Origin of the sequence: Marinobacter litoralis (assembly GCF_003336705.1) — a bacterium.
GTDB lineage: Bacteria > Pseudomonadota > Gammaproteobacteria > Pseudomonadales > Oleiphilaceae > Marinobacter > Marinobacter litoralis.
Genome location: NZ_QMDL01000001.1, coordinates 941,734 through 963,677, shown reverse-complemented (window position 1 = coordinate 963,677; position 21,944 = coordinate 941,734). Strand labels below are relative to the sequence as shown.

The following is a 21,944-nucleotide window of genomic DNA, read 5'->3' as shown; positions in this document are numbered from 1 at the left end:
GACCGGATGGATGATCCCGCAACGGCTGCATCGCGCCGTTGTCGGGCCTCGGTTTCTGAACCAGATTTAAAGCGCACTCAGAACAGCTTCACCCATTTCACGGGTCGAAACCTTCTTGCCGCCTTCTGACATGATATCGGCGGTACGCAAACCTTGGTCCAACACCTTGCTGACCGCGGCTTCAATGGCTGCTGCAGCATCGTCTTCATTCAGACTGTACCGCAGCATCATGGCAGCACTGATGATCGTGGCCAGCGGATTCGCAACGCCCTGCCCGGCAATATCCGGCGCTGAACCGTGGCAAGGCTCATACATACCCTGCTTCTCGGAGTTCAGCGAAGCGGACGGCAACATGCCAATTGAGCCGGTCAGCATTGCAGCTTCGTCAGAAAGAATATCACCAAACATGTTGCCAGTCACAATCACGTCGAACTGCTTAGGTGCCTTAACCAACTGCATAGCCGCGTTATCAACGTACATATGTGACAGCTCGACATCCGGATATTCGCTCTTCAGCTCTTCCATGATTTCGCGCCACAACACGGTCACTTCCAGTACGTTGGCCTTATCTACAGAGCACAACTTTTTGCCGCGCTGCTGTGCCGCTTCAAACGCGACTCGGCCAATACGGCGAATTTCAGACTCGGTGTATTGATAGGTGTTGTAACCCTGACGCTCACCACTTTCCAGCTGGCGCACTCCGCGAGGCTGACCAAAATAGATACCTCCGGTCAGCTCACGGACAATCAGGATATCCAGACCGGAAACCACTTCCGGCTTAAGCGAAGACGCAGAAGCCAGTTGCGGGTAAAGAATCGCCGGGCGCAAGTTGGCGAACAGTTCCAGATTGGAGCGCAAACCCAACAGCCCTTTTTCCGGGCGCTTTGCCATGGGCAGGCTATCCCACTTGGGGCCACCGACCGCACCCAACAAAATAGCATCTGCTTTTCGCGCTTTGTCCAGCGTATCTGCTGGCAGCGGAGTGTCCTCGGCATCAATCGCCGCACCACCAACCAAAGCGCTTTCAAAAGACAATCCCAAGGAGAATTTTTCGTTTACCTTGTGCAGCACTTTTTCTGCTTCTGCAACAATCTCGGGACCTATGCCATCACCTGGCAACAACAAAACACTACGGGACATATCAGAATCCTTTTAATCAGTTTCCAGCGTTAAACAACCAAGGAGCGGTTTGGCGACGCGCGTCTTCGTAAGCTTTAATGGCATCCGCGTCCTCAAGGGTAACGCCAATGTCATCCAAACCATTCAGCAAGCAATGACGACGGAAGTTATCGACATCAAAACTGAAGGACTCACCATCAGGCGTGGTGACCGTTTGGGCTTCAAGATCCACGGTCAACTGATAGCCTTCGTTCGCTTCTACGCTCTCAAACAGTTTATCAACCACTTTTTCTTCAAGAACAATAGGTAACAGACCATTCTTAAAGCAGTTGTTATAAAATATATCTGCAAAGCTGGGCGCAATAATCACACGGAAACCGAAGTCATCCAATGCCCAAGGTGCATGTTCACGACTTGAGCCACAACCAAAGTTGGTGCGCGCCAACAGCACACTGGCATTCTTGTAGCGCTCCTGATTGAGCACAAAATCCGGGTTCAGCGGACGACCCGCGCAGTCCTGATCAGGCTTGCCTTCATCCAGATAACGCAGCTCGTCAAACAAATTCGGCCCAAAGCCTGTGCGCTTGATGGACTTCAAAAACTGCTTGGGAATAATCATGTCCGTATCCACATTGGAACGGTCCATGGGGGCAACGATGCCCTGGTGTTGCGTAAATGCTCGCATGGTGTCTCTCCTGTGGATCAGTTCATCAATTCACGGACATCAACAAAATGGCCAGTCACTGCAGCAGCAGCCGCCATCGCCGGGCTCACCAAGTGAGTACGCCCACCGAAACCTTGACGACCTTCGAAGTTACGGTTTGAAGTGGACGCACAATGCTCGCCCTGCCCCAACTTGTCGGCGTTCATCGCCAAGCACATGGAGCAACCCGGATCACGCCACTCAAGGCCCGCTTCAATGAAGATCTTGTCCAGGCCTTCTTTCTCAGCCTGCTCTTTCACCAAACCGGAACCGGGAACCACCATCGCCTGCTTCAAGCCAGCAGCAACCTTGCGGCCCTTAACGACCGCCGCCGCCTCGCGAAGATCTTCAATACGGCTGTTGGTGCAGGAACCAATAAACACACGGTCCAACTTGATGTCGGTAATCTTCTGATTCGGCTCCAAGCCCATGTATTTCAGCGCTCGAACAATGCCTTCACGCTTGATGGGATCTTCTTCTTTGGCCGGGTCAGGCACATTGGCACCCACATCGGCCACCATCTCTGGTGATGTACCCCAGCTCACCTGCGGTTGGATCTTAGTGCCATCGATTTCTACAACCTTATCGAACACAGCGTCATCATCACTGTGCAGCGTGCGCCAGTATTCAACGGCCTTGTCCCAGGTTTCACCCTTGGGCGCAAACGGACGACCTTTCACGTAGTCGATTGTGGTGTCGTCTACCGCCACCATACCGACACGAGCACCGCCTTCGATGGCCATATTACAAATGGTCATCCGGCCTTCCATGCTCAAGCCGCGAATCGCTTCACCACCGAACTCGATCGCATAACCTGTACCGCCGGCGGTACCGATCTTACCGATGATCGCCAGTACCACGTCTTTACCGGTCACACCCGCGCCCAACTTGCCGGTCACCTTGACCAGCATGTTCTTCATTTTCTTCTGCACGAGGCACTGAGTAGCCAGTACGTGCTCAACCTCAGAGGTACCAATACCGTGCGCCAAGCAGCCAAACGCGCCGTGTGTCGAGGTATGGGAATCACCACACACAATGCTCATGCCCGGCAAAGTCGCGCCTTGCTCTGGCCCGATGACGTGAACAATGCCTTGGCGAATATCCTTGATCTTGAACTCGAGGATACCGAACTCATCGCAGTTCTTACCCAAGGTTTCGACCTGGGTACGAGACACTGGATCGACAATGCCATCGATACCTTTGTCACGGTCGGTGGTCGGTACGTTGTGATCCGGCGTTGCCAGGTTCGCATCGATCCGCCACGGCTTACGGTTAGCCAACCGGAGGCCTTCAAACGCCTGTGGCGATGTAACTTCGTGCAGCAACTGGCGATCGATATAGATCAATGCTGAACCGTCATCGCGCTGTTTGACCAAATGGTCATCCCACAACTTGTCGTATAAGGTCTTGCCCGCCATGGTTCTCTCTCACTCTCTGGGGGTTTCTGTTTCATTCTGAAGTGGGGCCATCATACTATTTTGCGCCCAATAACCCCAATTCATGTTTTTCATTCATTGCATTCCAAATAGTTATCGATGATAGTTTTGGTTCGACTGGCAACCATCTTGGGTGCAGGTCACTACCGATACGGGGTGGCTTTTCAAAACACGCCTACGAGTACGTCCCTGTAGGCTCGTTTCGGGCCGTCCATGGCCCTCAACGGTTTTGAAAAGCCACCCCGTATCGATAGCGCCCCAATTCCCGCCAGGGAATTCACTTTTGGAGACAAATTCAATCACTCGACGGCATATACAGCCGCACAACTAGCGGCTTCAGCACCCCCTCCCAAAAATTTCGTAGGCCATGGATGGCCGAAGAGAAGCGCACATGGATGTGCTCGTAGCGGTTTTTGGGAGGGGGTACTGAAGCTGCGTCAACACAGTAGCCACAGTTATATACGACGGAGAAACCGCAGTTGGACGCAAACTCCCTAAAAGCATTCCTGACAATTGTTGACCAGGGCTCCTTCTCCGAAGCCGCAGAAACACTTCACCTGACACAGCCAGCCGTCAGTAAACGGCTCGCCACACTGGAACACCAACTCGGCACCAAGCTGATCGAACGAGGCCACCGGGAAATTCGCCTCACCGACGCAGGCAGCCGGCTACTCCCCCACGCCCGACAAATACTCGATGACATACACAACGCAAAAGCCGCGCTATCATCCGATAACGGCACCATCACCGGCGAACTGAACATCATCGCCAGTCACCACATCGGCCTACACCACCTGCCCAACTGGCTACGCCGCTTCGCGCGAGAATACCCCGAGGTATCCGTAAACCTGCAATTTATGGAGTCTGATGCAGCCTACAGCCAAATGGTCAAACGCAACGCAGAGCTGGCTTTTGTAACACTCAGTGACAGTATGGAAAGCCAATTCAAGGTATATCAACAATGGCCCGACCCTATGGTCTTTGTAACAGGCACGGGGCATGAGCTGACCGAGCAAAAAGCGACTACACTTAACGATCTAGCAAAGTATCCTGCGTTATTACCGGATACAACAACAGCCACCTATCGTGCTGTAAGCCGATTATTTTTAGAGGCCAAGCTGCCGCTTAAACAGCAAATACCCACCAATTACCTTGAGACCATCAAAATGATGACCAGCGTTGGTCTAGGTTGGAGCGTGCTGCCCTTGAGCATGATGGATAGCAGCTTGCATCAATTGCACACCGGCTTCTCGGTAAGCCGGGTACTCGGTGCCATCGGACTATCAGGACGCCAACTGAGTTTGGCAGGCAAGGCTATGCTGGACATTGTTCGGGAAGAAGAAGCCCATAGATCGTACCCCACTCGCCCCGGGCGTTATTAAAGATATCGCCTGGTCCATCATGGATGAAGAACAGCGCGTCGAGTTCGAGCAAGAGCTGGAGATGAACCTGGCAATGAACCTCCGGGTCTTCGTGTCGCAAAGGCTTATCCCGACCGTTGACAAGAAACGCTGTGCAGCTATCGAAATCCTTCTAGGCACTCCCACCATCAGCGATCTCATCCTGCGTGGCGAGTTTGAGAACATTAAAGCAGCCATGGAAAAATCCGCAAACCTCGGCATGCAAACCTTTGACTTGGCGCTACTCAATCTTTGGAAGGATGGAAAAATTACGGAAGAAGAGGCCTTGAAAAACGCAGACTCGGCAAACAACCTGCGGCTTAAAATCAAACTTAATGGTCAGGACGGCTCAACCGCCGACGGCCAAGGGAACAAGCCCTCGACACCAAGCGGAAGCGGCTTATCCCTGATGATCGAAGACGACGAAGATAACCCGGAACCATAGAGTTACCCGCTTGGCGGCGGGCGTAGCCCCCGCCAAGTCACCACTATCGCTACCACCATCGCTGCTGAACCACCCCAAAAGGCCGCAGACGTGCTGTAGCCATCCACCAGAAACCCTGACAACCAAGCACCCAGCGCCCCACCCGCGCCGAACGTCAGGCCGCTATACAGCGCCTGGCCCTGCCCGTGATGATGCTCCCCGAAATAACCCTGAATGTATTGCACTGAAACGGCATGCAGCACGCCGTAGGAGACTGCGTGAAGCAGCTGAGCAAAAACCAGCACCGGTACCAGCGAAGTAAGCTCGGCAATCAACGCCCAACGAATCATGGTCAAAACCAATGCACCAAGAACAATCTGACGCACCGACAATGTTCTTAGCAGCCGATGCATGACCATGAACAGGACAATTTCCGCAATCACACCGAGCGACCACAACAAGCCAATCGAAAGTTTGCCGTACCCATGCTGCTCCAGGTGGATACTGAAGAATGTGTAATAAGCTCCGTGTGACACCTGAAGTAAGAAGTTCATCAGAAAGAACGTCAATACCGCCGGATGGGTCACAATTGATTTAAGACTGCCTTTCGGGGCCTCGATCTTCCGCTCACCGCGTTCCGACGGCACTAAAAATGCTGACACCGCGATGCCTGCAAAAACCGGCAAGAGCAACCAAGGCAAGTACTGGATGGGTAACCATTCCAACATCGCACCCACCAAAGCCACCGCTCCGATAAACCCCACCGAACCCCAAAGACGAACCTTGCCGTACTTGTCTTTGTGAGCCCCCAACACGCGCAGGGTGATAACTTCATAAAGCGGAAGAATGGCGTTCCAGAAGAAGGTGAACACCAGCATCACCAAAAGCAGGCCGTAAAAACCGGGTTCAAGAAATACGCCAGCGAAGAACAAAGAGCCAGTGATCGCACCAAAGCGAACCAGGCGCACACGCTGCCCGGTGCGATCTCCAAGCCAACCCCAAAGACTGGGTGCCACTATTTTGGTTAGCTGGATGGTCGCCATGAGTGTGGCGATTTGCAGATAGGAAAAACCTTGTCCCTCCAGATAGAGGGACCAGTAAGGCAGAAGCCCCCCTAAGAGGGCAAAGAACCAGAAGTAGAGGTTAGACAGCCGCCAGTAGATGGTGTCACCTCCTTATGATCAGAGCTGGCCGATAACCGGAGTGGAGACTTCGACATCGCCATTTTGAGCTCGATGACGCAGATAGTGATCCAACAAAACGATCGCCATCATGGCTTCCGCAATGGGCGTCGCCCGAATGCCAACACAAGGATCGTGACGACCGGTTGTAATCACCTCAACAGGGTTGCCATGCACGTCGATACTCCGCCCGGGCAAACGCAAACTTGAAGTTGGCTTCAATGCAATACTGGCAAGAATCGGCTGCCCCGAGGAAATTCCTCCAAGAACTCCACCAGCTTCGTTTGACAGGAAGCCTTCTGGTGTTAGCTCATCACGGTGTTCTGTGCCTTTTTGTTCGATGCACCCGAAACCTGCACCAATCTCGACGCCTTTAACTGCATTAATGCTCATCAATGCGTGAGCCAGATCGGCATCCAATCGATCAAACACCGGCTCGCCAAGCCCCGGCGGTACACCTTCAGCCACAACATTGATACGAGCACCGATTGAATCCCCTTCTTTTCGAAGAGCATCCATGTACGCTTCCATTTCCGACACTTTGTCAGCATCCGGGCAAAAGAACGGGTTCTGATGGACCTGTTCCCAATCCAGCTTGTCAACTTTGATCGGACCTAGCTGAGACAAATACCCGCGGATACGAATCCCCAGACGCTGCTCCAGAAACTTACGGGCAACCGCGCCGGCCGCGACCCGCATCGCTGTTTCACGGGCTGAAGAGCGGCCACCACCACGATAGTCCCGATTGCCGTACTTGTGATGATAGGTGTAATCAGCGTGGGCAGGCCGAAACTGCTCGGAAATTTTGGAGTAATCTTTGGAGCGCTGATCGGTGTTCTCAATAATCAACCCGATTGGCGTACCAGTGGTTTTACCCTCAAACACACCTGAAAGAATGCGAACCTCGTCCGCTTCCCGGCGCTGCGTGGTATGGCGAGAAGTGCCCGGTTTGCGGCGATCAAGATCCGCCTGCATATCCGCTTCAGACAGTTCCAGGCCCGGTGGACAACCATCAATGATGCAGCCTAAAGCAGCGCCGTGGCTTTCACCGAAGGTGGTGACCGTAAACAGCTTTCCGAAAGTATTTCCCGACATATTTCAGCACTTTATGTAAGTTTTATAAAAAAGCTTTAAGATCTTTTTGCCTGCCATTCGCGAAGATCACGAGCGGTAAGGAGGAAAACGCCATCGCCACCGCTTTCGAATTCAAGCCAGGTCAGCGGCAAATCCGGATATGCGTCGTCCATGGCTCCCCAAGAGTTGCCCACTTCGACAATCAACAGGCCATCTTCCGTCAAATGGTCAGCAGCACCTTCGATGATACGGTGCGCAATATCCAACCCGTCTTCCCCGGCAGCCAACCCAAGCTCTGGCTCATGCCGGTACTCGTCAGGCATGTCTGCCATATCTTCGGCATCGACATAAGGCGGGTTGCTTAGAATGACATCGTAGCGACCTTCAATGTTTGCGAACACATCCGAGCGAACCGCTTGCACACGGCCCTGCAGACCGTGTAGTTCAATATTCGATTCCGCTACTTCCAGCGCGTCTTCCGATATATCAGACAGCGTGACTTCTGCTTCGTCAAACACGGTCGCTGCGCCGATACCGATGCAGCCGCTGCCCGTACACAAATCCAGCACTCGTTGAACGTAGGTGTCACCCAACCAAGGCTGCAAACCGTTTTCAAGCAGCTCGCCCAAAGGTGATCGTGGAACCAGAACTCGCTCATCAACGTTGAACGGCATCCCCATAAACCAGCCCTCGCCTAACAGATAGGCGATCGGCACACGCTCATTAATACGGCGATCAATACGATTCAGGATCAAGTCCCTTTCCGAACGGGTTAGCCGTGCATCCAGGAAAATGTTGTTGTTTTCCAAAGGCAGATGAACACTACGAAGCACCAATTGCACAGCTTCATCCCACACGTTATCGGTTCCATGGCCGAAATAGAGCGGCGACGCAGCGAAACGTGAAGCGGCATAGCGCAACAAATCTCGGATGGTGTGCAGATCATCTACGGGACTAGTCACAAAAAAACATTCCTGATCGGGGGGGTTATTTAGCGCCGCATTATACGCTGATTAGCCAAACATCTGCAGCACCCGCGGTGCTTAAAGCGCCAGCGGGCCCGAGCTACTGTGGCTGTCCTCAAATCGATCCAATGCCGCTATCATTCGCTCTCGCCCCAGCCGAATCAATTCTGGAGCTTTATGGTAGTCGTAACTTCGACTGGCGTTCTTGGGAATATTCACCAGCAGATCAGGCGGATAACCGGCGATTTTGTACTGAACCAAGGCGCTTTGCATGGTTTCGATCGTCAGGTTCATTACATCAAACTTACCAATACCCAGTTTGTCCCAATCAATCGTGGGATGCTCATCTTTTTGCTTCGCCTTACTCTGAATGCGCTCTTCTTCTTTGGCTTTCTGTTCGAGCTTTCTGTTCTCTTGAGCGGTTTTTTTCGCGATTTCCCGACTAATCTTATCTTCAGCCGTTTCATCGCTGCTCGAGCTTCGGGTGGTAAGGGACTTAATCGTATCCCAGTCAAACCAACGGGACGCTTTATCCCGTATCGCCCCAACCCATTCTTCAATATCGCTACCGTCATCGGCTTCTGATGAAAACGCTGCATCGGGCACGCGCCGCTGCTTATCATCTTCGCCGCTGAGGTTTACCGCCATTACGATATCCGCATGGGCTGAGATGGTGGGAATAATCGGAAGCGGATTCAGCAAAGCCCCATCCACCAACACGCGACCGTTGAGCACCAAAGGAGTGACCACGCTCGGAATCGCGATGGAAGCGCGTATCGCTTGATCCAACGGGCCTTCCTGGAACCAGATTTCTTTGTGGGCGAGCAAATCGGTCGCAACGGCGGTATAAGACATCGGCAAGTCTTCAATACGAGTGTCACCCAGAATATCCCGCACCACCGAAAAAACTTTCTCGCCGCGAATAGCTCCGATAGACGTAAACGTCACATCAAGCAGTTTGAGCACATCGAACTGCCCTAGCCCGGTTACCCAGTCTTTGTATTCCTGCAGCTTGCCGGCAGCATACATCCCGCCGACCAGCGCCCCCATTGAACAGCCGGAGATTGCAATGATCTTGTAACCACGTTCGTGCAGTACCTCGATCGCACCGATATGGGCGTAGCCCCGGGCACCGCCGCTGCCGAGCGTCAAAGCAACAGTCTTTCCGTTTCCGGTCTGCCTGCGGCCAGGCGATGGAGGCGATACATCTGAACTTTCAACAACGGCGCTCACTGCGTCGCGCACCGGTTCCTTGCCGTCAGAACCACTATCCGATCCCGGCTTGTCCTTTTCTGCCATAACTACGGCCTCTTGATAACAACAACTTCAATTCGGTTGCCTGAACGGTCCGGAGTAATCGGCTGCACAGCAGGCCCAACCGGCAACACTTGTATCTTGCTGCGGGACACACCAATTTTACCCAGCAACTCCGCAAAGGAGTCACCGGCTTGTTTGGAACGATCAACGGCGTCCTCGAAACCTTCACCATTGGCGAGCTCTGAAAAGGCCACCAAAATCACTTCCGCTTTCGCGTGCTCGCTCCAGGCCAACAACTGCCGCCTGTCGCCGGCCGTAAACTCGAATCGGTATGTCAGACCACCTTGCCAAGGCACAATGACCGGACCTTGAACCCGACCATTGCCCGCTTTAAACCCTGGTATGGCGGCACCATCCGTAACATTCAAATGCTCGACCCACACATACTCCCGCAAATTGCCACGAGTGACGGTATACACCGAAGTCAGCCATTGGCGCCCTTGCTCGTCTAATACGGCAACCACAAAGTAGTCTTGCTCGGTATCCCGACCCAATAACTTGGCCTGCTCGAATACCTGATTCGCCCATACGTTGCTTCGCCCGCAGTCAATACCCGAGCATTCGAAAAGCAACTGGGCGCCACGCGCCTGCAGACGTTCCAAGTAGTGATTTCTTGCGTCTTGACGACTGGCATCACGGTTAACTTCGTACAACAGCCCCTCCCCGTTTACGGGCAAACGGGCCAATACTTTGGAGCGAATTTCATTGCGTACTTCCCGGATTGGACTAAACAGCACCAGATGGCCAGAAGACTCAATGGGTTTGGTTAACTGAAGCCGAGATTGGGGGAAGGCTTCCGGCGCATCCCGAAACGATTCGGCTCCCGCGGTTAAAGAAATCCCGAACAGGACAGCAGCGACCAGACTTTGCAAAAAACGAAACCGCACAGATTCACGCATCAAAAAGGAACCTTTTTATAGCAGAAGCCACCGGAGCTGTATCACCGTCCAGATGACAATGATGCCCGCCGGGCACTTCCACAATGGTTAAATCGGGAATTAATTCGATCCGTTTATCCAATCCCTTTCGGCCGGCCAGCAGCCCTTCCTGAGCCCGCACAAACAAAGTAGGAACCGTGAGTACCGACAACGAGGCGTGCACCTGCTCTTCGGTCATCATAAGAGCGGTTGGATGCCGCAAACGCGCATCCGTTCGCCAGACAAATCCGTCTGGATGCTCCCGCATATTGCGAGGCACCAGAGTGGCAGCCGCTTCCGTGCTTAACGGGCTGAGACCGCCCTCCCGAATCTTTGCGGCGTTCTCGATAGAGGAATACACCGCCGGTGGCGCAGAACCACTTCGCTTTTTCTGCAAAGCTCGACGCAACTGCGGGATGGTCTCTTTCGCCGGGCGACTTAATGCTCCAATACTGTCTATCATCACCAACCGCCTAACCCGTTCCGGAAAAGCGGCGGCGTAAAGTGCACAAACAATACCGCCCAAGGAATGGCCGACCAAATCCAGCGGTTGTTCGCCGTTCTTAGTAAAATGAACATCAATCAATTCAGAAAGATCGGCAACATAGTCCGTTAACCAGTAGCCATACCCGGGTGGCCGATGATTGGAATGGCCATGCCCGGCCATATCGATGCCATAAACATCCGCCAACTCGGAAACTTCAGGGGCCAAACGGGCGAAGGTCATGGCATTATCCAGCCAGCCATGCACCATAATGACGGGAGGGTGACCATTTGAAGGGGTTTTCGCCGGCCAGGTAAGCCCGGCCAATGCGATATTCTGAAGGGGCCAGAGCGCCTCCCGGCAACCGGCCGGATTCGCAAGCCTGCTGCCAGCTGCCACGGCATCGTTCATTTAGAGAGATCCTACATCGTGTGCGTGGGGCGATCCGAACTCAAAGAGCCAGCAAGGTATGACTCGATTTTAGTGCGCGCGGTTTCATCATCACCATTAAACTGAACACCAATACCCGCAGCCCGGTTGCCCTGAGCACCCTTTGGAGTAATCCACACCACTTTACCAGCGACTGGAATTTTTTCTGGCTCGTCCATCAGGTTGAGCAACAGAAAGACTTCATCCCCCAACTGATATTGCTTTTGGGTGGGAATGAACAAACCACCTTGTCGGATGTACGGCATGTAGGCAGCGTAAAGAACCGCCTTATCTTTAATGGTCAGGGTCAGTATACCGCTGCGTGCTCCGAATCCGGGGCCCATATCAAACACCTTTGAATGCTAAAAGTTTCGTGACGTTATTTTATGCTATTTTTCGCCAAGAATTTCCCGATATTTCACAATCATAGCAGCTGATCTTAAACAAAGCTCAACTTGCCTTGCGCCGCACCGGCATCAACGATCGCCAAGCGATCAACAGCTGACTGGCCTCCAGTTCGGGACTGGCGTTGTATACCGCAGCACTGCGGCTTTCTTTTACTTTATCCAACAACTCATGGGCACGCCAAGCCGGATTGCTTCGGGCAAGGTAGCCAAACATATCGGCGGTTTCGGGGTCAGACACTTCCCCGCCGGCACAGCACCTCGCAAGATCTGCTGCCCAATTTTCAAACAGCCAAAGTGCGTCATCAACGCCCAAAGCTTTGAATTTCTTTGCAGCTTCACCTACGCCAACCTGCCCCTTCATGAATTGGCGGAAGGCTTCAAACGCAGCATCCCGAAGGGATAAAAATTCTCCGGTGGCATATTCAAACGCCAATCGAGGCGCGTTGCCGGAAAGCAACAAGCTGCGCGCCAGATCCCGATCCGACGGCCGGGTATCGTCATCGAGACTCGCCACCTTGGTTGCCAACCATTGGCTCGCCTGCTCGGCGGTAGGAAGCGACAGCGCAAGCGCCTGACAGCGCGACCGGATCGTCGGCAATATCGGCCGCCCGCTCTCTTGCAACAACAGCAAAGTTACATCCGGCTGCGGCTCTTCCAGGGTTTTCAGCAACGCGTTGGCGGCATTAATGTTTAGTTGGTCCGCCCGGTCTATGATGGCGACCTTATGTTGAGCGACCTGTGCCGAAGACACCGCAAACGAGGTCAACGCACGGATCTGATCAACTTTGATCATCCGTGATTTTTCAGGGGCGTAGACCCGCAAATCGGGATGAGTCCCTGCCGCCAGCAACTCACACTGTTTGCAGTGCCCGCACGCCAAGGGTAAACCTGTTGCCATCCCGCTCGGTGCTTCACACAGCAGGAGCGCGCCAACGGCTTGCGCCCACGCCTGTTTGCCAACACCTCGTTCACCACCCACCAACAGCGCGTGAGGCAGGCGCCCTTGGGTCATACGCTGCTGAACGCTTCGCCAATGATCAGCGAGCCAAGGCATTTCCTGTGCTATGTCCGTCATTTATCCGGGCCTGTGGAACGTCGTTGGCCATCATGCCGAAGCTGACGTTTGATGGCTTTTAATAATCGCTTGAGCCGCTGCAGGTCTTCACCGCCCTGCGATAACGGCTCCTGCCTATAGTAATGGCTGTTCACCGCTCGGGCAAAAGTCCTTGCCGATTCTGCTACGGCTGGCCGCGCAAGAGCCAAACGTTCGGCCTGGACCATCGGGGTCTCGCCACTGCGCACCGGGACCCCGGCTTGCTGGCAGATACGCCGCCAGCTCTCCATGGCTCTTCCGAATCCGTCACGCCGCTCACCGCTCTTCAGACTCACTCCTGAAACGATTCCGGCAATCAATAGGGCCAAACCAACAATCCCGGCCGTGATGTAACCCAGCTCCTTCAATCCCATTCCGCCCGGTAAACGAGACATAAGATCTAACTGGCTCTGACCTTGGTATCCGACTACCCAGCGTTGCCACTGGTAATTAATCCGATCCAACTGAAGCCCCACCCATTGGAGTGCCGCGAAACCCTGATAACGCTGAAGCGATGTGAAATCATTTTCAAGAAACGAGCCTTCTTCCTCTACCGCTTCTCTGAGCCCGGATTCTATTCGGCTCGGCGCAATGGCGGCCGTGGGATCGACTCTCACCCAGCCACGGCCTTCTAACCACACTTCTACCCACGCGTGTGCGTCGTATTGGCGCACGATCAGATACTCACCGCCCGCACCCGGATCACCGCCTTGATAACCTACAACGATCCGTGCCGGTATACCTGCGGCTCTGAACAAAAAGGTTGAAGCCCCGGCATAATGGGCACAAAAACCACGCTTGTTATCGAATAGCAATGCGTCTACCCCGTCCTCGGGCATGGTCGGGGGGCGAAGCGTGTAGTAGTAAGCTTGTTCACGGAACCTGCGCATGAGCTCGTTGACCAATTCTGCAGGTTCCAGCTCAGCGGCCATATCTTCCGCCAGCGCCCGGGCCCTAGGATTGCCACTGCGTGGCAACTGCAGATAACGGTTCCGTTGAACCGGGCTGAGCTCCGTTGCGTTAGACACCGGTGCCGAAGCCAACCCCATGCGGTAACGTATCGGGCTGTCTGCAGGCCGGTCGAAGCGAAATAAATCCTCACCCGCTGGAAAGACGTTGCTGGAGGCCGCGACTGAATTCTCCAGGGTAAATGCCCAACGCTGATCCGTTGGTTCCATCAATACGTCGTATTCGTTCTCGGCGAGCGGGCCTGCCCCAGCATCAGTAACTACCCGCCCCAACCGGCGGAACGGTTCCTCATCCCGTTGGCGCCAGGTTTCACCATCCAGATAATCGAGTATCAAACCTCGCCAATAGCGGTCCCTATAATCCGGATTGGAACCGCCAAATGTCACTCGAAAAGCCCTTTCGCTACTCTGGGCAAGATTGGAAATATCACCGGGCCGCATGGAGTCCGAAATACCGCTTCGCGCCTGCCCTGATACCAGAGGCACACTCCACAAAGGCGCCATTCGCGGGAAAAACACGAAAAGGAGCACCACAATGGGCAGAGTTTTAAGCAACAACAGGCCTAACCGCCTCCAGCCGGCGCGAAAATTACCCGGCAACGCCGGCGCATTCAAAATTTGAAGCCCTACCAGCAGGCACCCTATGGCAGCAAAGGTAAGCAACGCCCATACAATGTTTTGCTGAAACAGGAAATTTACCGCCGCGAGATAGACCAAGATAAAAAACAGGACATAGAAATCCCGGGCTGTGCGGGTTTCGAGCCATTTCAAACCGACCGCCAGCACAAAAAACGACGCAGCCGTATCAACCGTAAACCGGCCTTGCACTGTGGCTACATACACTGCAACCAGTACTAACATGACACCGGTTTTCAACCATCGCCCGGGCAGCCTGAATTTGCCTTGTTGAGCCAGCCAACGCCACACGGCCAAGACCGCACAAGCGCCAATCAACCACCACGGCAAACGGTCCCACTGCGGTGCCAGCAACAGAGCAAAGGCCCCAATCAACCAAAGCAAAGCGCCAGAAGGAATTGCCGGTATCGCACTATCGGCATTGTCAGCCTGGCCCAGGTTGAAATGACTCAACAGGCTCATTCCGCGGCCCCCTTATAACTGGCATCCAAAGATTTTCGTGTTCCGAAGGGCAAGGCATCCTGATCTCTGGGCGGCTTTTCGCCCCAAGCGGCAAGCGCTCGCATGCAACGGTCACCATGCGCATAACCTGAATCCGGTTCAATGATTTCACCCGGCAGGTTAAGCCCAAAGCGAGCGCCTTGCTGTACCCGATCCGCCACCAACCAAGCCAGATAACTCAATCGAAGTTCCGTATCGGCACCAGGGAAGGCATTAAAGTCCAGCCAATGCGGACTACCCTGCTCACCTTGCCAATCCGCGACCACCATCTGACCGGAACGGGCGAAGCGTTTCCACATCACACGTTGGCTCAAATCCCCCTCCCTGAAGGGGCGTAGGTCAGCGTTGTCCTGCCCAACCACCGGCTTTGCAGCTGCCGCTTCACTGCCATCATCAACCAGACTTCCCGCGTCGGGCGCAACTAAAGGGCGCGGATAGGCAAGAGCGGCCGATGAAGGCCGCAGCCAAGACCAGGCCTTTAACAATCCAAAAGGAAATCGGGTTTCGATACGAATGCGATCCGGACGCACATACCCGCGATGGGCAGACGGAACAGGCAACACCACGTCTTTGGTTGAGCCGGCTGGAATGTGAAGCTGCTCAATCACCGAATCTTCCACGGACACCTGAATCGCAACGGCCTGATCCTTGCCGGCAGTCAATCGTAGATAAAAAGGAATGTCATCGCCGGCTACGCCTTCTCCGGTCCGCGTGATTGACAGAGACAGCCCCGACAAATTGCGATGGGTTTGGTGCATAGCGCCAATAAAGACAGTGCCCAGCACGAAGGTCATCAGGTAAATAAGGCTGTTTTGGTAGTTAATACCGGTAATCAGCATGATCAGCAGCAGGATGCCAAATACCACCCCTGCCCCGGTGGGTAAAATGAAGAGGTTCTTTTGGCTGAACACTTGATGATCTGAACGGGGAATCCGGCGATTTATCCAGCCCCTCCATTGGTGTATCAAACCTTGCCTCAAGATGCCCTCCAAGCCCTATATGCTATTAACACTCATCGAGTTCGGTGCACATCAAACCACAATTGGGCACCTCAGACACAACTATACTGGTTAACTGTGGGTTCTGATCACACCTAGGGCACTTTCTGATTGAAAAAGTGTCTGACAACCAGAATACTCCGGTAAGGGAGCGTATTGGCTGAACATTGCATTCTCAGCGGCGGCTCTGAACAGACACGGTAACGCATGAGGCACAACTTATGACTCGCCCATCACTGCTTGCAGCAACCATTGCAGCAACTTTGGCCAGCCCCGCTTGGGCCGGCGTACAAACCATGAGCTCTGACGAGATGGTTGATACCTACGTTGAAGACTCCGCTGTCATCGTAGTGCCCAGAAATCAGCAAAAATCCGAAGCCGACCGCCAAAAGATTATCCGCGCCCTGACCATTTCCCCAGGTGAGCCGGTCATCACCGAAGCGGAAGAAGAGGCCTATAGGGAAGCGTTGCAGAGGTATATTGAAGATGGCCGAAAAGATGCGCTCACCGATGCAGAAGAAGAGTTTGTGCGCAAGGCACTGCTGCTTCCCATCAACGAACTGGCAAGCGCGCAACCACCAGCGGATTTTACACCACGAACACTTCCTCTGATATTTGGCCAGCAGCCCGAAATACCGGACGAGCCGTTCACGCAAACCTTCATGAACGATCAGCTAGGGCTTGGCTTTGACGGGAAGAATCTGAACTTCAGCATTGGCAACCCACCGGGGCTAAACCAGATACAGGTGCCCCACGGGATTAATGAGGGGCCGGTTACACTGACACCCCGGCCAGGTGGTGGATTTGATTTATCGATTGCGGTGCCGGATCGCTGATCGTTTTGATATAGCCCTACACGCAAAACGGCAACTTGAAGGTTGCCGTTTTTGTTTTCATGCTTTTATTTCGGGCATAAAAAACGCCCCGCGAGGCGGGGCATTTCTTCACCAATTAAGCGATCAGGTCAGATTAGTGACCGTATACTGCCAAACGGGTGTTCTGCACATGCAGGTTGTCCAAAGCAACGGTACCAATATTGGTTCCGCCGATCAGCACTTGACCTACGTTAACATCCATAACGATGTCATTGATGTCGATGCGAAGGGCGTCGGTCGCAGTAGAGGCGCCAAAGCCATTGCCTTTATATACATCCAAGTTAACTTGAGCGAACTTGGTAGCAACACCCAACTTCTTAGCCTGCTCTGGGTTAGTTGGGTCTAGGCCAAGCTCAACGTCGGGCGTATCAACAGTGCCATCACCGTTGTAGTCGAAGTTATTGCCCGCACCCGTGATGGACATACCCTTGATACCCAAAGCCAGGAACGGAACATCAAATTCCATGTTGTTCACAGTGAAAGCGGTATCAATGTTCAGAGAACCGTCACCAGTACCACCCAAGTTGGTCGCTGCATCTTCAGTGTCAACACGGATATCCAGCTTAGCCAGCATACCCCAAGCTTTCAGGCCAGAAACCAATGTAGTGCTATCGGTGCCTTCCAGCATCATGCTGTCAGCAGTCAAGCCGAAATCAATCGGCAGGCCGCTGATCGTGTGAACGGAGATTACCGCATCACCATCTGCAGCAATGTCGATGTCGATTGACAGATCGTCTAGCAACTGAGTCGCTGCAAGATCAGGCGTGCCGTCACCATTGGTGTCAAAAATTGGAGCCGCACCAGTGATAAGGCCAGCACCGCCAAGATCGATGTTGTTGACAGTGAATGAACCACCACCGATTTCATTGGTGCCACCGCCATTCGTGTCGGTGTACTTGAACTGACCGATGCTTACCTGGGTTTCCAATTCAATGGTGACACCGGCTTGACCCGTAACGTTACCCATCGCCATGTCGTTCATCGCTTGCAGCTCAGCATTGGCAGCAAAGGGCGCCGCAGCAATAGCTGTTACCAGAGCAATTTTTTTCAGGCCTTTCATATTATTCTCCTTAAAACTCTTCGTTGTTTTTATCTGAGCTTGTATTTTTTGATGCGAGATCGATGACCCCACGAGTTCATTTAAGATTGTTTTACAGTCCGATTCCGTGACTGTACTCACACTTCCTCACATCAAAGCTACGAAAACTTACAAAAGGCGCCTGCCCCACATTTCCCCAAAACATCTCAACTTTCTGTAGCACCGTCGTAAAACAGTTCATAAGGTTTTTTCTGCGATTGGGCATCACCAAAACTCAGCTCACCTTGCTGGAAGCGGTATGGAACAATCTGCAACCCCGAAATTCCAAGACGATGTTCATGCTCCACCGCCAAAACGCGGATATCATCCTCGCCGTCCAGATTACCCGCGTAGACGATTGCCGTTCCTAAAATTTTCCCGTGGCGTGCCAGCGACTTCAGCGCCGCCCGATACATCAACACCTTAATCGTTGCTGAGGCCTTGTCTCCGGTTTCCCCAAGCTTGACCCTTTTCACCTCACCGTCATTCATCATCATCCACGCTGACGGGATAACTATGCCGCTTTGCTCTAGTTCCGCACCCACTTCTTCCCGCGCGACTGTTGTCAGTTTTTGAACATGTACCGCAGCAAGCGTTGCATATTGTTTGATCTCTTCTTCCGTCAGTTTTCCGTCGGACAATGCATTGCGGTCAGGTATTGGCAACTCTTCCTCAGCTTGTGTAAACGTCACCGGCACAGTTACAAGAACAACCGTTAGCATTAACAAAAGCAGAGTTTTCATTTCTCTTATCATTATTAGAATCCTTACACGTTATCTGCAGGAGGAGCAGCGATCCAAATTGAGTTAGAATGCCGCTTTGGCTTTCTTCCCTTTTTTATTAGACCAGTGGCCTTCCTGAACCGACAATGCCGGTTTTGTGGCCTAAGTATCATTCTTCTAATTAACTGGAGCTAATTTGCCGCTTTCCGCCTCCACCCAGATCGATCGCAAAAAATACGAACGTTTACTTGCTTGGGCGGCCGAGCTAGAAGATTTCGTCTATTTGGGCAGTACAGGTTCAGGCCACAACCGCGGTTCATTTAGGGGGTTCACAGCCCTCGCGGTGGAAACGGTATGCCTCGAACCCAATACTAATCTGCTCGAAACAGATTCGCTGGCGTCAAAGATGGAAAGTATGATTCGCCGGTTCAGTATGCCCACTGGTGACACAGAGAAGATGCTGACAGGCGGCTGGATAGGCTTGCTCAGTTATGAATTCGGATACGCAAGGGAAAAACGCCTTGCCTGCGAAAACCAAATGTCATCGACACCACTTTTATACGCTGGTCTTTATTTGTGGGCGGCCAGCCATAACATCGAATCAGACACCTACCATTTATGGTTCCATCCCGAGAGCCCGAGCAAGACTCGAACTCTTATCAACTCCTTGCTAGACAACGAGGCTCCTACCCGACTCGAAAGCTGGAAAATACCGTCGGGTTTTGCAGCTACGCAAATAGCTCCGGATTTCAAAGCGAGCGCCTCTAAAGTCCTCCGCTACATCGGCGCCGGAGATTGCTACCAGGCGAACCTCTCACAAGAGTTCACAGCCCATTACAGCGGGAGCCCGTGGTTCGCTTTTCAGAAATTAGCTGAAGCCAACCCCACGCCTTACAGCGCATTCCTGAAAATTCCGACCGGTTCCGTGCTGTCTATTTCCCCCGAGCGTTTTCTGGAAATTAAAGATCGCACAGTAAAAACCAGCCCCATAAAAGGCACCCGCCCCCGCGGAACCACTCCCGAAGAAGATGCGGCACTGGCACAGGAACTACTCGCTTCAGACAAAGATCGCGCCGAGAACCTGATGATTGTCGATTTGCTCCGGAACGATCTCAGCGTGAATGCCCAACCCGGTTCCGTAAAAGTTGACGAACTGTTTGCGTTGGAGAGCTACGAAAACGTGCACCATTTGGTCAGCCATATCAGGGCTGAACTGAAAGACGGCGTGTCACCGTTGCAGGCACTGTTCGACGCTTTTCCCGGCGGCTCAATTACCGGTGCCCCCAAAATTCGAGCGATGGAAATCATTCGTGAACTCGAACCCCATTGGCGTGGGCCTTATTGCGGCTCGGTGTTTTATTACGGGTTGGACGGCAAGCTCGACAGCAACATCGCTATTCGCACCCTACTCTGTGAAAACGAACACACAGACGAAACTGGCGTGGAACATGGCACCATTCGGTGCTGGGGAGGCGGTGGAATCGTCGCAGATTCGGAACCGGAAGCGGAGTATCAGGAAACGCTGACGAAAGTTCAGCCCCTGATGAAGTTCCTGGAGGATCTAAAACTCTGACCTGCACCACCTTCTGGCGGTACAGGTCAGCCGTTTAAGCAATCAGGCGCTGTGTACGGCGCTTGCCTTCAGGAACTCTTGCTTCAGATCCTCAAAGGTTTGTACCGCCGGGAATTGCGGAAATTCTTCAATCACGTTCTGCGGCGCGTGGAACAGAATACCGGCCTCGGCCTGCCCCAGCATGGTGGTGTCGTTGTAGGAATCTCCGGCTGCAATCACGCGGTAGTTCAACAGCTGGAAAGCACGAACCGACTGGCGCTTAGGGTCACGCTGGCGCAACAAGTAGTTGGTGATCTGGCCATCCTCGGCCACTTCCAGCTTATGGCACAGCAGCGCGGGGTAACCCAGCTTCTTCATCAGCGGCATGGCAAATTCGTAGAAGGTGTCCGATAGGATCACCACCTGGAAACGCTCGCGCAACCAATCCAGAAACTCACGGGCTCCGGGAAGCGGGTCCAGCGTGCCGATCACTTCCTGAATGGCCGGCAAACCGTATCCGTGCTCGTCCAGAATACGCAGGCGCTGCTTCATCAGCACATCGTAATCAGGGATATCCCGGGTAGTTGCCTTGAGCTCCTCAATACCGGTTTTTTCTGCAAATGCGATCCAGATTTCCGGGATCAATACGCCCTCAAGGTCAAGACATGCGAGTTCCACGACGGTCTCCTGATTCATTAATTGTTGAGAGAGCACAAACGGTGCTCATCTTTCGTGCGGGTATCATATGAAAAAAGGGGCACAAATGCATCGTGTATTGGGCCAGCTCTCCTGCCGACAATGCATAAACATATAGATTGTCATTCCTTCAGGTTATGACGTGTTTGTTGTAGCCTTGAGGAATTCTGGACTAGCAATGCTGGAGCAACATGACTGATATCGATTCCCTGCGCACGGAACTGGACGGACAAAGCCCGCGTGCGATTCTAAAAGCAGCCTTGGCACGTTACGGCAACATCGCGATTTCCTTCAGCGGTGCTGAAGATGTGGTGCTCATCGAAATGGCCCACAAGCTGACCGACAACCTGAAAGTCTTCACGCTGGATACTGGCCGCCTACACCCCGAGACTTACGAGTTCATCGAGAAAGTCCGCCAGCATTACGGTATCGAGATTGAGGTCTTGTTTCCCGAGGCTGAGGCCGTACAGAATCTCGTCAGCAAAAAAGGCATGTTCAGCTTCTACGAAGACGGTCACTCCGAGTGCTGCGGCATCCGCAAAGTCGCACCGTTGCGGAAGAAACTGGCCACCGTCGACGCCTGGATTACCGGCCAGCGCCGCGACCAAAGCCCTGGCACCCGCAACGATGTACCCGTGGTGCAGGTTGATGGCGCCTTTTCGACAGACGACAAGCCTCTGGTGAAGTTCAACCCTTTGGCGAACTGGACTTCCAAGGAAGTGTGGGACTACATCCGGATGTCGGAAGCCCCTTACAACGCGCTGCACGAAAAAGGTTTCATCAGCATTGGTTGTCAGCCCTGCACCCGCCCTGTGTTGCCGGGCCAGCACGAACGTGAGGGTCGTTGGTGGTGGGAAGAAGCCACCCATAAAGAATGCGGGCTTCACGCCGGTAACCTGATTGGTAAATCCGGCTAACCCTAGCCCATAAAAAAGCCCGCCTGCGCTTCCTCAGACGGGCTTTTTATTT

21 protein-coding genes are annotated in these 21,944 nt (G+C 53.4%); 5 read left to right on the top strand and 16 right to left on the bottom strand.

All coding sequences use genetic code 11. The features are described 5' to 3' along the window. Positions 1 to 66: 66 nt before the first annotated feature. From leuB to leuC, 3 genes are read right to left on the bottom strand one after another with little or no spacing between them, the layout of a single operon-like run. Positions 67 to 1,140, bottom strand: coding sequence for a 3-isopropylmalate dehydrogenase (leuB, locus tag DOQ08_RS04440; protein WP_114333665.1), 1,074 nt, complete (start codon positions 1,138 to 1,140; stop codon positions 67 to 69). A gap of 16 nt (positions 1,141 to 1,156) precedes the next feature. Further along, on the bottom strand, positions 1,157 to 1,804 hold the full coding sequence (gene leuD / locus DOQ08_RS04435) for a 3-isopropylmalate dehydratase small subunit (RefSeq protein ID WP_114333664.1): 648 nt from the start codon (positions 1,802 to 1,804) through the stop codon (positions 1,157 to 1,159). Positions 1,805 to 1,821: 17 nt separating this feature from the next. Then, positions 1,822 to 3,240 (bottom strand): 3-isopropylmalate dehydratase large subunit, encoded by a 1,419-nt coding sequence (gene leuC, locus DOQ08_RS04430; RefSeq protein ID WP_114333663.1) that lies wholly within the window; start codon positions 3,238 to 3,240, stop codon positions 1,822 to 1,824. A 497-nt stretch (positions 3,241 to 3,737) separates the two neighbouring features. Between leuC and DOQ08_RS04425 the strand changes: the two genes are divergently transcribed. Together DOQ08_RS04425 and DOQ08_RS04420 are read left to right on the top strand one after the other, a co-directional pair. Then, the gene (locus DOQ08_RS04425; protein WP_114333662.1) at positions 3,738 to 4,640 is read left to right on the top strand and encodes a LysR family transcriptional regulator; all 903 of its coding nucleotides are present in this window, start codon (positions 3,738 to 3,740) and stop codon (positions 4,638 to 4,640) included. A gap of 19 nt (positions 4,641 to 4,659) precedes the next feature. Then, a complete protein-coding gene (locus DOQ08_RS04420) occupies positions 4,660 to 5,103 on the top strand; it encodes a hypothetical protein (protein ID WP_206074770.1) in 444 nt (147 codons plus the stop codon). Positions 5,104 to 5,105: 2 nt separating this feature from the next. On the opposite strand, the gene DOQ08_RS04415 is transcribed toward DOQ08_RS04420, so the two are convergent. From DOQ08_RS04415 to DOQ08_RS04370, 10 genes are all read right to left on the bottom strand, one after another. Continuing rightward, positions 5,106 to 6,245 (bottom strand): MFS transporter, encoded by a 1,140-nt coding sequence (locus DOQ08_RS04415; RefSeq protein ID WP_114333661.1) that lies wholly within the window; start codon positions 6,243 to 6,245, stop codon positions 5,106 to 5,108. 18 nt (positions 6,246 to 6,263) lie between these two features. Next, the gene (gene aroC / locus DOQ08_RS04410; RefSeq protein WP_114333660.1) at positions 6,264 to 7,358 is read right to left on the bottom strand and encodes a chorismate synthase; all 1,095 of its coding nucleotides are present in this window, start codon (positions 7,356 to 7,358) and stop codon (positions 6,264 to 6,266) included. Positions 7,359 to 7,393: 35 nt separating this feature from the next. Next, entirely contained in the window at positions 7,394 to 8,299 is a 906-nt protein-coding gene (prmB, locus tag DOQ08_RS04405) for a 50S ribosomal protein L3 N(5)-glutamine methyltransferase (protein WP_114333659.1), read from the bottom strand. Between the two features lie 81 nt (positions 8,300 to 8,380). Further along, entirely contained in the window at positions 8,381 to 9,601 is a 1,221-nt protein-coding gene (locus tag DOQ08_RS04400; protein ID WP_114333658.1) for a patatin-like phospholipase family protein, read from the bottom strand. Between the two features lie 2 nt (positions 9,602 to 9,603). After that, entirely contained in the window at positions 9,604 to 10,518 is a 915-nt protein-coding gene (locus DOQ08_RS04395; RefSeq protein ID WP_114333657.1) for a DUF4892 domain-containing protein, read from the bottom strand. Continuing rightward, positions 10,511 to 11,431, bottom strand: coding sequence for an alpha/beta fold hydrolase (locus DOQ08_RS04390; RefSeq protein WP_114333656.1), 921 nt, complete (start codon positions 11,429 to 11,431; stop codon positions 10,511 to 10,513). Before DOQ08_RS04390 ends, DOQ08_RS04395 begins: the two co-directional genes overlap by 8 nt. An 11-nt stretch (positions 11,432 to 11,442) precedes the next feature. After that, on the bottom strand, positions 11,443 to 11,793 hold the full coding sequence (locus DOQ08_RS04385) for a PilZ domain-containing protein (protein ID WP_114333655.1): 351 nt from the start codon (positions 11,791 to 11,793) through the stop codon (positions 11,443 to 11,445). A gap of 106 nt (positions 11,794 to 11,899) precedes the next feature. Then, positions 11,900 to 12,931, bottom strand: a complete 1,032-nt coding sequence (holB, locus tag DOQ08_RS04380; RefSeq protein WP_114333654.1) for a DNA polymerase III subunit delta' — start codon at positions 12,929 to 12,931, stop codon at positions 11,900 to 11,902. Continuing rightward, positions 12,928 to 15,015 carry a transglutaminase TgpA family protein gene (locus DOQ08_RS04375; RefSeq protein ID WP_114333653.1) on the bottom strand — a complete coding sequence of 696 codons (2,088 nt, stop codon included), beginning with the start codon at positions 15,013 to 15,015 and terminating at the stop codon, positions 12,928 to 12,930. The genes holB and DOQ08_RS04375 overlap by 4 nt, the downstream gene beginning before the upstream one ends. Further along, positions 15,012 to 15,965: a DUF58 domain-containing protein gene (locus tag DOQ08_RS04370; RefSeq protein ID WP_227537482.1), complete on the bottom strand. Its 954-nt coding sequence runs from the start codon at positions 15,963 to 15,965 to the stop codon at positions 15,012 to 15,014. Before DOQ08_RS04370 ends, DOQ08_RS04375 begins: the two co-directional genes overlap by 4 nt. Positions 15,966 to 16,273: 308 nt before the next feature. Between DOQ08_RS04370 and DOQ08_RS04365 the strand changes: the two genes are divergently transcribed. Then, positions 16,274 to 16,888, top strand: a complete 615-nt coding sequence (locus DOQ08_RS04365) for a hypothetical protein (protein WP_114333652.1) — start codon at positions 16,274 to 16,276, stop codon at positions 16,886 to 16,888. A 133-nt stretch (positions 16,889 to 17,021) separates the two neighbouring features. Here the strand turns inward: DOQ08_RS04365 and DOQ08_RS04360 are convergent, their stop codons facing one another. After that, positions 17,022 to 17,987 (bottom strand): DUF6160 family protein, encoded by a 966-nt coding sequence (locus DOQ08_RS04360; RefSeq protein ID WP_114333651.1) that lies wholly within the window; start codon positions 17,985 to 17,987, stop codon positions 17,022 to 17,024. A 185-nt stretch (positions 17,988 to 18,172) separates the two neighbouring features. After that, positions 18,173 to 18,760 carry a hypothetical protein gene (locus DOQ08_RS04355; RefSeq protein ID WP_114333650.1) on the bottom strand — a complete coding sequence of 196 codons (588 nt, stop codon included), beginning with the start codon at positions 18,758 to 18,760 and terminating at the stop codon, positions 18,173 to 18,175. A gap of 373 nt (positions 18,761 to 19,133) precedes the next feature. Here DOQ08_RS04355 and pabB point away from each other — a divergent pair, with 373 nt between their 5' ends. Then, positions 19,134 to 20,300 (top strand): aminodeoxychorismate synthase component I, encoded by a 1,167-nt coding sequence (pabB, locus tag DOQ08_RS04350; RefSeq protein ID WP_227537481.1) that lies wholly within the window; start codon positions 19,134 to 19,136, stop codon positions 20,298 to 20,300. A gap of 42 nt (positions 20,301 to 20,342) precedes the next feature. On the opposite strand, the gene thrH is transcribed toward pabB, so the two are convergent. Further along, on the bottom strand, positions 20,343 to 20,957 hold the full coding sequence (gene thrH / locus DOQ08_RS04345; RefSeq protein ID WP_114333648.1) for a bifunctional phosphoserine phosphatase/homoserine phosphotransferase ThrH: 615 nt from the start codon (positions 20,955 to 20,957) through the stop codon (positions 20,343 to 20,345). Between the two features lie 209 nt (positions 20,958 to 21,166). Here thrH and DOQ08_RS04340 point away from each other — a divergent pair, with 209 nt between their 5' ends. Next, a complete protein-coding gene (locus tag DOQ08_RS04340; protein WP_114333647.1) occupies positions 21,167 to 21,892 on the top strand; it encodes a phosphoadenylyl-sulfate reductase in 726 nt (241 codons plus the stop codon). Positions 21,893 to 21,944 lie beyond the last annotated feature (52 nt).

What these genes read in the sequence shown, in the direction of transcription:
- DOQ08_RS04395 (WP_114333657.1), bottom strand. Translation starts at nt 10,518, where the DNA reads ATGCGTGAATCTGTGCGGTTTCGTTTTTTGCAAAGTCTGGTCGCTGCT.
- leuD (WP_114333664.1), bottom strand. Translation starts at nt 1,804, where the DNA reads ATGCGAGCATTTACGCAACACCAGGGCATCGTTGCCCCCATGGACCGT.
- DOQ08_RS04355 (WP_114333650.1), bottom strand. Translation starts at nt 18,760, where the DNA reads ATGATAAGAGAAATGAAAACTCTGCTTTTGTTAATGCTAACGGTTGTT.
- DOQ08_RS04340 (WP_114333647.1), top strand. Translation starts at nt 21,167, where the DNA reads ATGACTGATATCGATTCCCTGCGCACGGAACTGGACGGACAAAGCCCG.
- DOQ08_RS04375 (WP_114333653.1), bottom strand. Translation starts at nt 15,015, where the DNA reads ATGAGCCTGTTGAGTCATTTCAACCTGGGCCAGGCTGACAATGCCGAT.
- holB (WP_114333654.1), bottom strand. Translation starts at nt 12,931, where the DNA reads ATGACGGACATAGCACAGGAAATGCCTTGGCTCGCTGATCATTGGCGA.
- DOQ08_RS04360 (WP_114333651.1), bottom strand. Translation starts at nt 17,987, where the DNA reads ATGAAAGGCCTGAAAAAAATTGCTCTGGTAACAGCTATTGCTGCGGCG.
- aroC (WP_114333660.1), bottom strand. Translation starts at nt 7,358, where the DNA reads ATGTCGGGAAATACTTTCGGAAAGCTGTTTACGGTCACCACCTTCGGT.
- pabB (WP_227537481.1), top strand. Translation starts at nt 19,134, where the DNA reads ATGGAAAGTATGATTCGCCGGTTCAGTATGCCCACTGGTGACACAGAG.
- DOQ08_RS04365 (WP_114333652.1), top strand. Translation starts at nt 16,274, where the DNA reads ATGACTCGCCCATCACTGCTTGCAGCAACCATTGCAGCAACTTTGGCC.
- leuB (WP_114333665.1), bottom strand. Translation starts at nt 1,140, where the DNA reads ATGTCCCGTAGTGTTTTGTTGTTGCCAGGTGATGGCATAGGTCCCGAG.
- DOQ08_RS04390 (WP_114333656.1), bottom strand. Translation starts at nt 11,431, where the DNA reads ATGAACGATGCCGTGGCAGCTGGCAGCAGGCTTGCGAATCCGGCCGGT.
- leuC (WP_114333663.1), bottom strand. Translation starts at nt 3,240, where the DNA reads ATGGCGGGCAAGACCTTATACGACAAGTTGTGGGATGACCATTTGGTC.
- DOQ08_RS04400 (WP_114333658.1), bottom strand. Translation starts at nt 9,601, where the DNA reads ATGGCAGAAAAGGACAAGCCGGGATCGGATAGTGGTTCTGACGGCAAG.
- DOQ08_RS04385 (WP_114333655.1), bottom strand. Translation starts at nt 11,793, where the DNA reads ATGGGCCCCGGATTCGGAGCACGCAGCGGTATACTGACCCTGACCATT.
- DOQ08_RS04420 (WP_206074770.1), top strand. Translation starts at nt 4,660, where the DNA reads ATGGATGAAGAACAGCGCGTCGAGTTCGAGCAAGAGCTGGAGATGAAC.